This is a genomic window from Streptomyces sp. NPDC040718 (assembly GCF_055593565.1).
Window position 1 is genome coordinate 366,276 of record NZ_JBVIXO010000005.1, and the last position, 13,277, is coordinate 379,552.

Sequence of the window (13,277 nt, forward strand, 5' to 3'; positions counted from 1 at the left end):
CAGGTGGAGTCGTCGGGGTGGGGTTTTGCCTACCATCGGGGCCCGGCGGCGCCCCCGGGTACGCCGAAGGGGCGCGGCCGCACGGGCCGCGCCCCTTCAGGACGGTGACGGGAGTGCTCAGGCCTCCGGGTTGCCGCCGAAGCGCTCGCGGTAGGACTCCAGGTCCTCCTCGGTGATCCGGGCGAAGAGCACCGGCGGCACGGTGAACGGCGTCCCGGCCGGGACGGTGTCCAGCGCCTTGGCCTGCTCCGGGGTGACCCAGGTCGCGGTGTCGCCGGCCAGCTCGAAGGAGGAGCGCATGGCGCGCGCCGAGGCGGGGATGAACGGCTCGGAAACCACCGAGTAGAGGTGGATGAGGTTCATCGCGGTGCGCAGGGTGAGGGCCGCGGCGTCGAGGTCGGTCTTGACCTCCAGCCACGGGGCCTTCTCGTCCAGGTAGGCGTTGCCGGCCGACCACAGGGCGCGCAGCGCTGCGGCGGCCTTGCGGTACTGGAGGGTCTCCATGTGGCCCTCGTACTCGGCCAGCAGCTCGGCGATCTGCTCGCCGAGCCTGGCCTCCGCCTCGCCCGCCGGGCTGCCCGCGGGGACCTCGTCGCCGAACTTCTTGCGGGAGAAGGTCAGTACGCGGTTGACGAAGTTGCCGAGGGTGCCGCCGAGGTCCTTGTTGACCGTGGCCGCGAAGTGCTCCCACGTGAAGGAGGAGTCGTCGGACTCGGGGGCGTTGGCGATGAGGAAGTAGCGCCAGAAGTCGGCGGGCAGGATCTCCAGCGCCTGGTCGGTGAAGACGCCGCGCTTCTGCGAGGTGGAGAACTTGCCGCCGTAGTACGTCAGCCAGTTGAAGGCCTTGACGTAGTCGACCATCTTCCACGGCTCGCGGGTGCCGAGTTCGGTGGCGGGGAACATCACCGTGTGGAACGGGACGTTGTCCTTGGCCATGAACTGGGTGTAGCGGACGTCCTCGGCCTCGTACCACCAGGCCTTGTAGTCGCGGTTCGCCGGGTCGGCGTCGGCCCACTCCTTGGTGGAGGCGATGTACTCGATCGGCGCGTCGAACCAGACGTAGAAGACCTTGCCCTCGGCGGCCAGCTCGGGCCAGGTGTCGGCCGGGACCGGGACGCCCCAGTCGAGGTCGCGGGTGATGGCGCGGTCGTGCAGGCCCTCGGTCAGCCACTTGCGGGCGATGGAGGAGGCCAGCTGCGGCCATTCGTCCTCGTGCCGCGCGACCCAGGACTCGACCTCGTGCTGCAGCTTGGACTGGAGGAGGAAGAGGTGCTTGGTCTCGCGGACCTCCAGCTCGGTGGAGCCGGAGATGGCCGAGCGGGGCTCGATCAGGTCCGTGGGGTCCAGGACGCGGGTGCAGTTCTCGCACTGGTCGCCGCGGGCCTTGTCGTAGCCGCAGTGCGGGCAGGTGCCCTCGACGTAGCGGTCCGGCAGGAAGCGGCCGTCGGCGGGCGAGTACACCTGCCGGATCGCGCGCTCCTCGATGAAGCCGTTGGCCTGGAGCTGCCGCGCGAAGTGCTGGGTGATCTCCACGTTCTGCGGGGAGGAGCTGCGGCCGAAGTAGTCGAAGGACAGCTCGAAGCCGTCGTAGACCGCCTTCTGGGCGTCGTGGGCCTGCGCACAGAACTCGGAGACCGGGATGCCGTTCTCCTTGGCGGCGAGCTCGGCGGGGGTGCCGTGCTCGTCGGTGGCGCAGATGTACAGGACGTCGTGGCCGCGCTGGCGGAGGTACCGGGAGTACACATCCGCCGGAAGCATCGACCCGACCATGTTGCCCAGGTGCTTGATCCCGTTGATGTAGGGAAGCGCGCTGGTGATCAGGTGTCGAGCCATCCTCGGATGCTCCATTCGTTTCATTTGTACGGATCTACGCGTGACAACGCGCGGTTCATCGTATCGAACCGCCGGAAGGCCACGCGTCGGCTTTTCCCGGGGGTCCGGGGGCGGGGCGCCGGGACGCAACGCAAAAGCGAGGACTGTGACCTCTCCGTCACGGCCCTCGCGATGGGCCCATGCTACAGCCGCACCGCGGGGGCCCCGACCGGTGTCCGCGCACCGGACCGCGTACGGGCCCGGGCACCGGACCGCGCGGAAGCCCCCGCACCGGACGGCGTACCGGACCTCCCGCCGGACCCGGGCCGGCCCGCCCGCCGGACCCGGCATATGCGTTCGGGCTCCCCGGCACCTCGCGTGATCGGCATCGGTCACCATTCGATCACCACCGGACCTAATCCCCTCATGTTGCTCCTCCGCCCCCTCGTGGGGCGTACGCGCTGTTCTCATGGACCCCGCACAGGGGATGAGGTGGGGAACGGTGAACGATGGCGGACCGGAGGAGTCCGGCGGGGCCGTGGGACTGCCCAGCCGACGGCGGCAGCCGACGCCCATGAGTCAGTGGGATCCGACCGCGCGCCTGTCGTACTGGGCCTTCCACGCGAACCGGCGGCCCGCGTACATGCGCTTCGCGTACCTTCAGCTCGGCTCCGACGCGGCCGCCGAGGACGCGGTGGACGCCACCTTCGACTCGATCATGAACGAGTGGCTGCGCATGCTCCACATGGACCGCCTCGACGCCTACGCCTGGACCGTGCTCAAACAGCGGATCGTCGACTGGCAGCAGCGCCGCGACCCTCGCCTGCGCCGCCCCGAGCCGATGGACATCAGCGCCTTCGAAGCGGCCCTCAAGGAAGCGCACTCCGACCAGTACGAGGTGCTGACCGACACCATCCGCTTCTACTCGGCGGTCTCCCGGCTCGCCGAGCGGCAGCGGGACACGGTGCTCCTCCGCTACGGGCTCCAGTGCACCCCCGGTGAGGCCGCCGCGGTGATGGGCGTCGACGAGGCCACCGTCCGCTCGCAGCTCGGCCAGGCCCACCGGCGCCTCGCCCGGCTGCTCGACACGTCCGCCGGGTCATGAGGCCCGGCGAGGACCCCGGCCCCGGCGGCGGCCGTGCGGCGGCCCCCCGCTCCCTGGCGGAGTTCCTGGCCCGCGCGGGCGTCCGCGACCGCTACCCGCACTACGACCTCGGCGCGGCCGAGGCCCGGCTGCTGCGCGTGCCCCGAGCCCCGGGTGCCCCCGCGGCCGCCCCGTCCCGGAGCCGGCGCCGGCCCTTCGGCTGGAGCGACCCCGCCCGGGACCGCCCGCTGGAATCGGAGCGGGCCCGGCGGGACCTGAAGGCCGCTTGCCTCGCCGTGGTCGGGGACCCGCGCTCCGGGGCCGACCTCGAAGCCTTCCTGGAGAGCCGGCACAGCGACCTGCCCGGGGCGGTCGTCTTCGGCTGCCTCCTGTACCTGGCCGGGCTGCGCGAGGGTTCCCGCTTCTGGTGGCAGTTCGCCGCCGGCTCCGGCGGCCCGCGCACCGCTCCGGCCGCCTACTGCCTCTTCCTGGACCACTCCCGGCGCGGCGAGCACCACGACGCCCGCCTCTGGGCGCGCGAGCTGGGCCGCCGGGGCTTCAGGCCCGGCGGCCGCCGCGAGCTGCGCGAGGTGCGGCTGTGCGCCCAGGCGGCCGTCCTGCGGTACGTCGACCAGTGCGACGACCCGGACCTGGGCCCGGTGCCGCTGCCCAGGCCCGGGCTGCCCGCGGTGCTGGCCGCGTTCCTGCCGCCGCCCCCGCTGACACCCGCGCGGCCGCGCCCCGGCCCGGGCCCGCTGCGCCACCCCGCGCTGACGTCGGCCGCGCGGGGGACGGTGGTCCAGTCCGACACCGGAGAGGCCCTGGCCCAGGCGCGGCGCGCGCTGGCCGTCGTACGGGTCCTGGAGCGGCACCCGCTCGGGGTCCGCGCGGCCGGGCTGGCACGGCGGTCCGGGCTGGCCGCGGCGGAGCTGCGCCCGCTCCTCGTGATGCTGCGCGAGGAGGAGTACGCGTACTGCCCGGCCCCCGGGGTGTACGCGCCCGGCCCGGCCCTGGACCGGCTCGCCGCCCCGGGCGGCACCGGCCTGGCGGGCCAGCTCCAGCGCACCCTGGCGCTGGCCCGCGACAGCGCGGGCGCCGCCGTGTACCTGAGCCGGTACGCGGAGGGCGAGGTCCGGATCACGCAGATGGCGGACGGGCCGGGGGCCCCGCCGGTGCGGGAGTGGGTGGACTTCCGGGCGGCCGCGCACGCCAGCGCGGTCGGCAAGTGCCTGCTGACCCAGCTCGACCACGACGGCCGGGCCGACCACGTGGCCCGCCACCGCCCCACCCGGCTCACCGCGCGGACCATCACCGACAGCCGGGCCCTGTTCAGCGCCCTGGACGCGGTGGCCCCGGGCTCCCCGGTGTTCGACCTGCGCGAGTACTCCCCCGGGGTCGTCTGCTCGGCCGTGCCGATCGCCACGGGCGACGCCGCCGGGAGCCTGGCCCTGTCCCTGCCCGCCGAGCACGCCCACCGGCTGGGCTCCGCGACCGAGGCCCTGCGCCGCAAGGCGGTCCCGGTGCTGCTGGCGCTGCTGCTGTCCGGTGCCATCCCCCCGGACGCCCCGGCCGACGGCGCGCCCCCCGCGCCGACCGCCGCCGCCACCGCCCCGGAGACCCTGCGCCAGCTGGGCCGCCTCTTCCGGACCCCACTGACCCGCTTCACTGCGTCGGCCGGCGGCCCGCACCTGGTCAGCGACTCCGCGTCGGGGGCGGCGTACCTGTTCGACGCGCCCCCGGAGGGCGACGGGCCGCGCCTCGCGCTGCCGCAGACCCTGGGCCCGCTCGCCCCGGGCAGCCTCCCGGCCCCGGAGGGCCTGGTGGTGCTGGGCACCCGGCCGGCGCCGACGGACTCCTAGGGCGTCTCCTCCGGCCGCGTCTATCCGACGGGGACGAAAGAGTCCAGGGCGGCGTCGAAGTGGCCCCTGGCCTGGGTGAGGCGGCCGAGGGGCGCCGAGACCCAGACGTCGTACATGCGGCCGTTCTCGTCCCAGCAGAGGTCGAAGGTGTGCCGGGGCCCCTCGGCGGCGGTGAAGCCGTTCCAGGTGAACTCCCAGAGGGCGGCGGGCAGTCCGTCGTGCGTGGTGGGGACGATGGTGTTGTCGCGGTACCCCGGGTTGTTGGACGGGCCGTTGGCGTCGGACTGCCGCATCGCGGCGAGCGGCCCGCCCGAAGCCGGCTTCACCTTGATGCCGATCCGGATCGCACCGTCCGCGGAGACGTAGAAGACCCGCTGGTCGTCGGTGGTGCGCTGGAAGCCCTGCGGTACGGCGAGGCCGAAGCCGTCCGGGTCGGAGACGAAGCGGTACCCGGCCGGCGCGGACTTGCCGGGGGCCGGCTGCGCGGGCGGTGCCGGGGCCGGCGCGGTCACCGTGGTCGTCGCCGTGGCCGTGGCCGCCGCGGGGGCCGTGGGCGTCGCGGGGGCCGTGGGCGTCGGGGACTGCGGGGCGGACGCGGTCACTCCGGGGGCGGGGGAGGCGGGGTCGCCCGGCCCGCCCGCCCGGCCCTTGTCCCCGGCGCGGTCCGAGAGCAGGGAGGTCAGGGTGACGGCGCCGATGACGGCCACCACGACGAGCGCGGCGACCAGCCCGACGCGCAGGCCGGCCCGGCGGGGCCCCGGATCCGCGGTGGGGCCGGTCTGCGCCGTGACGCGTTCGGTCGGCGAGTACCCGGGCGGGGCGGCGGGCCCGGCCGGCCGGGCGGGGCCGGGGGTGCGGTCGAGGAGGGGCAGGCTGCCGGTGGTGACGTACGCGGACAGCATCCGCCGGGCGTCCGCGACGCCCAGCCGCCGCTCGGGGTCGCGCTCCAGCAGGCCGCGGATGAGCGGGGTCAGCGGGCCGGCCTGCACCGGCGGGCGGATCTCGTCGTAGACGACGGCGTGCAGCACCCCGCCCAGCGAATCCCGGTGGAAGGGCGACTCGCCGGTCAGCGCGGCGCACAGCAGGGCGCCGAGGGACCACAGGTCGGATTCGGGCCCGGCGACGCCTCCCTGCATCCTCTCCGGGGAGGTGTACTCGGGCGAGCCTACGAAGGCCCCGGTCTCGCTGATGGTGGTGGATCCCGCGAGGCGGGCGATGCCGAAGTCGGTGAGCACGACCCGTCCGGTGCCGGCCTCCATGAGGACGTTGGCGGGCTTGACGTCCCGGTGGAGCACCCCGCGGTCGTGGGCCGCGCTCAGGGCGCCGAGCAGGGCGAGCCCGATGCGGGCGGTCTCGCCGGCGTCCAGCGGCCCGGCGGCGCCGAGGCGGTCGGCGAGCGAGCCGCCCTCGACGAGTTCCATCACGATGTACGGGCGGCCGTCGTCCTCGACGACGTCGTGCACGACGACGACGTGCGGGTGCTTGATCTGCGCGACGGTGCGGGCCTCGCGCAGGGCTCCCGCGGCTTCCTTGCCCTCGCCCACGTGGAGTTCCTTGACGGCGACCGCGCGGCCCAGGAGCTCGTCCGAGGCCTGCCAGACGGTCCCCATGCCGCCCCGGCCCAGCCTCTTCCCCAGGCGGTACCGCCCGGCGATCACGACGTCGTTGCGCGGTTCGTCCTGCGACACGTTCCCCCCTTGACCCGGTCAGGCCCCATGATGCCGCACGGGCGGATCCGGCCACCCGGTTCTGCGGCGAGCTCACCCGGGCTTCACCCCGGGAGGGGCCCGGCTCCGCCCGGAAACGCGAAAGAACCCCACCGGAGTGGGGTTCCTTCTCTGTGTGTCCGAGGGGGGACTTGAACCCCCACGCCCGATAAAGGGCACTAGCACCTCAAGCTAGCGCGTCTGCCATTCCGCCACCCGGACCAGGTGGTCGGCCCCGGTTTCCCGCGGCGACATGGACAACCATAGCAGGGGATCGCCGGGCTTCCGACCACATTCACGAGGGGCCGCCGGGTCCGCCACGCCGCGCTGACCTGCGGGCATGCCGGGCGCCGGCCCCTAGGGGCAGCTGATGACCTGACCCGCGTAGGAGAGGTTGCCGCCGAAGCCGAAGAGCAGCACCGGGGCGCCGGAGGGGATCTCTCCGCGTTCGACCAGCTTGGAGAGGGCCATCGGGATGCTCGCGGCGGAAGTGTTCCCGGAATCGACGACGTCGCGGGCGACGACGGCGTTGACGGCACCGATCCTGGCGGCGAGCGGCTCGATGATCCTCAGGTTGGCCTGGTGCAGCACGACCCCGGCGAGCTCCTCGGGGGTCACCCCGGCCTTCTCGCAGACCTTGCGGGCCAGCGGCGGGAGCTGGCTGGTGGTCCAGCGGTAGACGGACTGGCCCTCCTGCGCGAAGACGGGGGGCGTGCCCTCGATCCGCACGGCGTGGCCCATCTCCGGGACCGAGCCCCACAGCACCGGCCCGATCCCGGGTTCCTCGCAGGCCTCGACGACGGCCGCGCCCGCGCCGTCGCCGGTCAGCACGCACGTGGTGCGGTCGGTCCAGTCGGTGATCTCGGTCATCTTGTCCGCGCCGATGACCAGCGCGCGGGTGGCGGAGCCCGCCCGGATCGCGTGGTCGGCGGTGGCCAGGGCGTGGGTGAAGCCCGAGCAGACGACGTTGATGTCCATCACGGCGGGCGCGCCGCGCATGCCCAGCTTGGCGGCGACGCGCGCGGCCATGTTGGGGGAACGGTCGATGGCGGTGGAGGTGGCCACGAGGACGAGGTCGATGTCGTCGGGGCTCAGGCCGGCGTGCGCGAGGGCCTTGCCGGCGGCCTGGTAGGCCAGCTCGTCGACCGGCTCGTCGGCACCCGCCACGTGGCGGGTGCGGATGCCCACACGGGAGCGGATCCACTCGTCGTTCGTCTCGACCATGGCCGCGAGGTCCTCGTTGGTGAGCACTTTCGCGGGCTGGTAGTGCCCTAGCGCCACCACGCGTGAACCGGTCATGGGCGGGGTCCCCCTCTGTACGGCAGGCAGTCAGGTTGACCCAGCTTTGCCTGCTACCGGCGGGTACGGGTGCGCGTGACCCAACAGGATTCCGCCACTGGAATTTGGAGCATTCCGAGCAACTTCCTGCCGGAACCGTCCGCGGCGGCAGATCCGGGACAATGTCCTCGTCAGGTGTACGCGAGGACGGAACAGGTGGGCGGATCACGATGGGACGGGTCACCGAGCGGCGCCGTGTCGTACGCATCCGGGGCGGGGCGGCCGGGGTCCGGCCCGACACCCTGGTCGCCGAGGAGCCGCTGGAGATACGGCTCAACGGCAAGCCGCTGGCCATCACGATGCGCACACCGGGGGACGACTTCGCGCTGGCGGCGGGCTTCCTGGTCAGCGAGGGCGTCATAGCGCGCACCTCGGACGTCCAGGCCGTGACGTACTGCGAGGGCGCCACCGAGGACGGCTCCAACACCTACAACGTGGTCAACGTGCAGCTGGCCCCCTCGGTTCCCCTCCCGGACATCACGCTGGAGCGGAACGTCTACACCACCTCCTCATGCGGCCTGTGCGGCAAGGCCAGCCTGGACGCGGTCCGTACGGCGACCCGTTTCCCGGGGCTCGCCGCCGACCCGGTACGGGTCTCCGCGGAGCTCCTCTCCGGGCTGCCGGACCGGCTGCGCGCGGCGCAGAAGGTCTTCGACCGCACCGGCGGGCTGCACGCGGCCGCGCTGTTCTCGGCGGAGGGCGAGCTGCTGGACGTACGGGAGGACGTGGGGCGGCACAACGCCGTGGACAAGATCGTCGGGCGGGCGCTCCAGGCGGGCCGGCTGCCGCTGGCCGGGTCGGTGCTGCTGGTGTCGGGGCGGGCGTCCTTCGAGCTGGCGCAGAAGGCGGTCATGGCCGGCATCCCGGTGCTGGCGGCGGTCTCGGCACCGTCCTCGCTGGCGGTGGACCTGGCCGTCGAGTCGGGGCTGACGCTGGTCGGCTTCCTGCGCGGCCCTGACATGAACGTGTACGCCGGCGAGCAGCGGGTCCTCCTGCCGGGCACGGCCTAACGGCGCCGGCCCCGGCGCGGGGAGGCCGCGGGCTGCTTCGGCTCCGGGGGGTCGATGCGGTGCAGATCGAGGGTGGCGGGGAGCGGGGTGCTGCCGGGGCCGCCGGATTCGGCCCAGGCGATGATCTCGTCCGTCGCGGTGTCGTCCAGGGCCCAGCCGAACCAGACGGCCCGGGCTCCGCGCCGGCGGGCCTCGGTGGTGGGCTGGACCACGATCACGTTGGCCTGCGCGCACGGCCCGAGGCAGTCGCTCGTACGGACCGCGAGGCGCCCCCCGGACGCGGCGGCGGCCTCCCGCAGCCGGGCGAGCTGTCCGGCGTGGTCGGAGCCGGGGTTCTTGCGGGGGTCCCCGCAGCAGCAGCCCCGGCAGACGACGAGGGTGCAGGGGCGCGGGGCGGTGGCGGCGAGCGGGCGTATCCAGGTCACCGCCGCACGTTACCGGCCCTGCGCGGCGGGGGGTTGGGCCCCGGGCGAGACCTCCACCACACGTCGAGCGTCGAGTTGGTCCTGGAGGACCGCCTCGGGGTCCCGGGCGCGGCGGCGCGCCAGGACCGCGCAGACCATCAGCTGCATCTGGTGGAACAGCATCAGCGGCAGCACCGCCAGGGAGGCCTGGGCCCCGAACAGGACGCTGGCCATGGGGAGTCCGGCGGCGAGGCTCTTCTTCGACCCGGCGAACTGGATGGCGACGCGGTCCGCGCGGCCGAAGCCGAGGCGTGCCGCCCCGTACCAGGTGGCGAGGAGCATGAAGGCGAGGAGTACGGCCTCCACCGCCATCAGGGCGCCCAGGCGCGGGAGGCTGACCTGGTGCCAGACCCCGGCGGCCATGCCCGCGCTGAAGGCCGCGTAGACGACGAGCAGGATCGAGCCCCGGTCGACGTAGCCGAGCACCTTCTTGTTGCGGACGAGGAAGCCGCCGACCCAGCGGCGCAGGCCCTGCCCGAGGAGGAAGGGCAGCAGCAGCTGGAGGACGATCTTGAGGAGGGAGTCGGCGGAGAAGCCGCCCGCGTCGTTGCCGAGGAGGGCGGCGGCGAGCAGGGGGGTGAGGAGGATGCCGGCGAGGGAGGAGAAGGAGCCCGCGCATATCGCGGCGGGGACGTTGCCCCGGGCGATGGAGGTGAAGGCGATGGAGGACTGGATGGTCGACGGGACCAGGCAGAGGAAGAGCAGGCCGCTGTGGAGGGGCTCGGTGAGCAGGCCGGGCACGAGCGGGCGGGCGGCCAGGCCCAGCAGCGGGAAGAGCACGAAGGTGCAGGCCAGGACGGTGAGGTGGAGCCGCCAGTGGCGCAGGCCGTCGAGGGCCTCGCGGGTGGAGAGCCGGGCCCCGTAGAGGAAGAAGAGCAGGGCCACCGCGGCGGTGGAGGCCCCGTCGGCGACGGTGGCTCCGGCGCCCCGGGCGGGGAGCAGCGCGGCGAGGCCCACGGTGGCGAGCAGGGCCAGCACGTACGGGTCCAGGGGCAGCCGGGCGGGAAGGCGGGGGCGTCGCATGGGGGTGCTCACTTGCTGTCGTACGGGGGAAGGCGAGGGGCACCCCCATCGTCGCGGGACGACGGTGATCGGGAAACACGCACACCGAACTGACTGCCATCACGGAACACGATGACCGCCTAGGCTGGGTGCATGTACGACCCGGTCCAGCTGCGCACCTTCCTCACCGTGGCCCAGACGCTCAGCTTCACGCAGGCGGCGGCCCGGCTCGGGGTGCGGCAGTCCACGGTCAGCCAGCACGTGCGGCGCCTGGAGGAGGCCACGGGGCGTCCGCTCTTCGTGCGGGACACGCACACCGTCGGCCTGACGGAGGACGGCGAGGCACTGCTGGGCTTCGCGCGGACCATCCTGGAGGCGCACGAGCGGGCGGCCGCCTTCTTCACGGGGACCCGGCTGCGGGGGCGGCTGCGGTTCGGGGCGTCCGAGGACTTCGTCCTGACGCGGCTGCCGGAGATCCTGGAGGGGTTCCGGCACGAGCACCCCGAGGTGGACCTGGAGCTGTCGGTGGAGCTGTCGGGGACGCTGCACGAACGGCTGGACGCGGACCGGCTGGACCTGGTGCTGGCCAAGCGGCGCGGACCGGGGGACGAACGGGGCCGGCTGGTGTGGCGGGACCGGATGGTGTGGATCGGGGCGGAGGGGCTGCGGGTCGACCCGGAGCGCCCGGTGCCGCTGATCGTCTTCCCGCCGCCGGGGATCACCCGGGCGCGGGCCCTGGAGGTACTGGAGCGGGACGGCCGGGCCTGGCGCATCGCGTGTACGAGCGGCAGCCTGAGCGGCCTGATCGCGGCGGCCCGCGCCGGGCTCGGGGTGATGGCGCACACCCGGGGTCTGATCCCGCCGGGCCTGGTACGGGTGGGCGGGCTGCCGGAACTGGGGCCGGTGGAGTTCGCCCTGCTCCAGGGCCGCCGCCCGACCCCGGCGGCGGAGGCCCTGGCGGCGGCGATCCTGGCGGGCGGCGACCGCCTGAGCCGCCCGGCGTAGCGGGTGCTCCCCCTCGCGGCACCGGGGGTGGGCGGTGGTTGCCGAGCGGGGTGCGGGTGCGGGGCGGGGGCGCGGGGGGATCTTGTGGAGGTTTCCGAGGGGGTGCCGGGCACGGGTGCGGGTGAGGTAGCGTCGCGGCGCCCTGCACGCAGAGGAGCGGAACTTGCGCGAGTTCACCGTCCCACCCCTGGTCACCGGCGCGCCGACCGGAGGACTGGCCGACAGCGTCTTCCTGCGCGCCGGGCAGGATCCGGAGCATGTGGTACTCGGGCGCAAGACGGACGGGGCCTGGCGGGATGTGACCGCCCGTCAGCTGGCCGGGGAGGTGCTCGCGCTCGCCAAGGGGCTGCTGGCGCAGGGGGTCCAGTTCGGGGACCGGGTCGCCGTGATGTCCCGTACCCGCTACGAGTGGACGCTGTTCGACTTCGCACTCTGGGCGATCGGGGCGCAGCCCGTCCCCGTGTACCCGACGTCGTCGGCGGAGCAGGTGCACTGGATCCTGTACGACTCCGCCTGCACGGGCTGCCTGGTGGAGAACGAGGACCAGGCGATGACGGTCGGCTCGGTGATCGAGCGGCTGCCGGGGCTGCGGCTGTTGTGGCAGCTCGACGCGGGGGCGGTGGAGGAGCTGGTGGCGGCCGGGCGGGGGGTGGCCGAGGACGTGGTGCACCGGCACCGCGGGGCCGTGACCCCGGACGCCGTCGCGACCGTCATCTACACCTCGGGGACCATGGGCCGGCCCAAGGGCTGCGTGCTCACCCACGCCAACTTCATGTACGAGGCCGACACGCTGGTGGCGCGGTGGGAGGCGGTCTTCCGGGCGGGGCCGGGCGGGCATCAGCCGTCGACGCTGCTGTTCCTGCCGCTGGCGCACGTGTTCGGGCGGATGGTGGAGGTGGCGGCCGTACGGGCGGGGGTGAAGCTGGGGCACCAGCCGGCGGTGGCCGCAGCCGAACTCCTGCCGGACATGGCGGCGTTCAGGCCGACCTTCGTGCTGGGGGTGCCGTACGTCTTCGAGAAGATCTTCGCGGCGGCGCGCCGCACTGCGGAGGCGGAGGGGCGCAGGGGTCCCTTCGACCGGGCGGTGGAGACGGCCGTGCGGTATGCGGAGGCGCGCGAGCAGAAGGCGTTCGGGAGCGGGCCGGGCCCTTCGGCGGCGCTGCGGATGGAGCACCAGGTCTTCGAGAAGCTGGTGTACGGGAAGGTCCGCGAGGCCCTCGGCGGCCGGGTGCGGTACGCGATGTCGGGCGGGTCGGCGATGTCGCGGCGGCTGGGGCTGTTCTTCGACGGGGCCGGGATCACGGTGTTCGAGGGGTACGGGCTGACGGAGTCCTGCGCGGCGGCGACCGCGAATCCGCCGGGGGCGGTCAAGTACGGGACGGTGGGGCCGCCGATCCCGGGCGGTACGGTCCACATCGCCGACGACGGGGAGGTGTGGCTGTACGGCGGCCACGTCTTCTCCGGGTACCTGGGTGATCCGCGGGCGACGCAGGAGGTGCTGCGGGGCGGCTGGCTGGCGACGGGGGACCTGGGCCGGCTGGACGGGGACGGCTACCTGATCATCACGGGGCGCAAGAAGGAGATCCTGGTGACCTCCAACGGCAAGAGCGTGGCCCCGGCGGCCCTGGAGGAGCGGGTGCGTTCGCATCCGCTGGTGTCGCAGTGCGTGCTGGTGGGCAACGACCGGCCGTTCGTCGCGGCGCTGGTGACCCTGGACATGGAGGGGGTCGCGCACTGGCTGTCCATGCGCAAGCTGCCGCAGCGCACGGCCGAGCAGGTGGCGGGGGACCCGGATCTGACGGCGGAGGTGCGGCGGGCGGTGGTGGCGGCGAACACGCTGGTCTCGCAGGCCGAGGGGATCCGCGCCTTCCGGGTGCTGCCCGAGCAGTTCACGGAGGAGCGCGGGCTGCTGACGCCTTCCCTGAAGCTGAAGCGGCGGGCGATCGAGAAGGCGTACGAGCGGGAGGTCGCGGGCCTGTACCCGTCCTAGGATGCGC

At 74.0% G+C, this 13,277-nt stretch carries 9 protein-coding genes, 1 tRNA gene and 1 pseudogene; 5 read left to right on the forward strand and 6 right to left on the reverse strand.

Annotated elements, in window-relative coordinates; all coding sequences use genetic code 11:
* Positions 1-117 precede the first annotated feature (117 nt).
* Positions 118-1,833: a methionine--tRNA ligase gene (gene metG, locus ACZ597_RS15835; RefSeq protein WP_471329625.1), complete on the reverse strand. Its 1,716-nt coding sequence runs from the start codon at positions 1,831-1,833 to the stop codon at positions 118-120.
* A gap of 553 nt (positions 1,834-2,386) precedes the next feature.
* On the opposite strand from metG, the gene ACZ597_RS15840 reads away from it, so the two are divergent.
* Positions 2,387-2,917: a sigma-70 family RNA polymerase sigma factor gene (locus ACZ597_RS15840; protein ID WP_471329628.1), complete on the forward strand. Its 531-nt coding sequence runs from the start codon at positions 2,387-2,389 to the stop codon at positions 2,915-2,917.
* Between the two features lie 773 nt (positions 2,918-3,690).
* A pseudogene (locus tag ACZ597_RS15845) lies at positions 3,691-4,437 on the forward strand (IclR family transcriptional regulator domain-containing protein); the annotation flags it as partial.
* A 338-nt stretch (positions 4,438-4,775) separates the two neighbouring features.
* On the opposite strand, the gene ACZ597_RS15850 reads toward ACZ597_RS15845, so the two are convergent.
* The 3 genes from ACZ597_RS15850 to ACZ597_RS15860 all read right to left on the reverse strand — a co-directional run bounded on the left by ACZ597_RS15850 (position 4,776) and on the right by ACZ597_RS15860 (position 7,760).
* Positions 4,776-6,365: a serine/threonine-protein kinase gene (locus ACZ597_RS15850; protein ID WP_471330123.1), complete on the reverse strand. Its 1,590-nt coding sequence runs from the start codon at positions 6,363-6,365 to the stop codon at positions 4,776-4,778.
* Between the two features lie 233 nt (positions 6,366-6,598).
* Positions 6,599-6,683, reverse strand: a tRNA-Leu gene (locus ACZ597_RS15855).
* A gap of 135 nt (positions 6,684-6,818) precedes the next feature.
* Positions 6,819-7,760 (reverse strand): beta-ketoacyl-ACP synthase III, encoded by a 942-nt coding sequence (locus ACZ597_RS15860; protein ID WP_007267526.1) that lies wholly within the window; start codon positions 7,758-7,760, stop codon positions 6,819-6,821.
* Between the two features lie 209 nt (positions 7,761-7,969).
* Here ACZ597_RS15860 and fdhD point away from each other — a divergent pair, with 209 nt between their 5' ends.
* Complete coding sequence (fdhD, locus tag ACZ597_RS15865) at positions 7,970-8,809, forward strand: formate dehydrogenase accessory sulfurtransferase FdhD (protein ID WP_471329631.1); 840 nt, start codon at positions 7,970-7,972, stop codon at positions 8,807-8,809.
* On the opposite strand, the gene ACZ597_RS15870 is transcribed toward fdhD, so the two are convergent.
* Complete coding sequence (locus tag ACZ597_RS15870) at positions 8,806-9,234, reverse strand: (2Fe-2S) ferredoxin domain-containing protein (protein ID WP_471329634.1); 429 nt, start codon at positions 9,232-9,234, stop codon at positions 8,806-8,808. The two genes, fdhD and ACZ597_RS15870, sit on opposite strands and share 4 nt — an antisense overlap.
* A gap of 9 nt (positions 9,235-9,243) precedes the next feature.
* Positions 9,244-10,296 carry a bile acid:sodium symporter family protein gene (locus ACZ597_RS15875; RefSeq protein ID WP_471329637.1) on the reverse strand — a complete coding sequence of 351 codons (1,053 nt, stop codon included), beginning with the start codon at positions 10,294-10,296 and terminating at the stop codon, positions 9,244-9,246.
* Between the two features lie 132 nt (positions 10,297-10,428).
* Here ACZ597_RS15875 and ACZ597_RS15880 point away from each other — a divergent pair, with 132 nt between their 5' ends.
* Together ACZ597_RS15880 and ACZ597_RS15885 are read left to right on the forward strand one after the other, a co-directional pair.
* Positions 10,429-11,280: a LysR substrate-binding domain-containing protein gene (locus ACZ597_RS15880; protein ID WP_471329639.1), complete on the forward strand. Its 852-nt coding sequence runs from the start codon at positions 10,429-10,431 to the stop codon at positions 11,278-11,280.
* Positions 11,281-11,443: 163 nt separating this feature from the next.
* Complete coding sequence (locus tag ACZ597_RS15885; protein ID WP_471329642.1) at positions 11,444-13,270, forward strand: AMP-dependent synthetase/ligase; 1,827 nt, start codon at positions 11,444-11,446, stop codon at positions 13,268-13,270.
* The last annotated feature ends 7 nt before the right edge of the window (positions 13,271-13,277 follow it).

What these genes read in the sequence shown, in the direction of transcription:
- metG (WP_471329625.1), bottom strand. Translation starts at nt 1,833, where the DNA reads ATGGCTCGACACCTGATCACCAGCGCGCTTCCCTACATCAACGGGATC.
- ACZ597_RS15840 (WP_471329628.1), top strand. Translation starts at nt 2,387, where the DNA reads ATGAGTCAGTGGGATCCGACCGCGCGCCTGTCGTACTGGGCCTTCCAC.
- ACZ597_RS15850 (WP_471330123.1), bottom strand. Translation starts at nt 6,365, where the DNA reads ATGGGGACCGTCTGGCAGGCCTCGGACGAGCTCCTGGGCCGCGCGGTC.
- ACZ597_RS15860 (WP_007267526.1), bottom strand. Translation starts at nt 7,760, where the DNA reads ATGACCGGTTCACGCGTGGTGGCGCTAGGGCACTACCAGCCCGCGAAA.
- fdhD (WP_471329631.1), top strand. Translation starts at nt 7,970, where the DNA reads ATGGGACGGGTCACCGAGCGGCGCCGTGTCGTACGCATCCGGGGCGGG.
- ACZ597_RS15875 (WP_471329637.1), bottom strand. Translation starts at nt 10,296, where the DNA reads ATGCGACGCCCCCGCCTTCCCGCCCGGCTGCCCCTGGACCCGTACGTG.
- ACZ597_RS15880 (WP_471329639.1), top strand. Translation starts at nt 10,429, where the DNA reads ATGTACGACCCGGTCCAGCTGCGCACCTTCCTCACCGTGGCCCAGACG.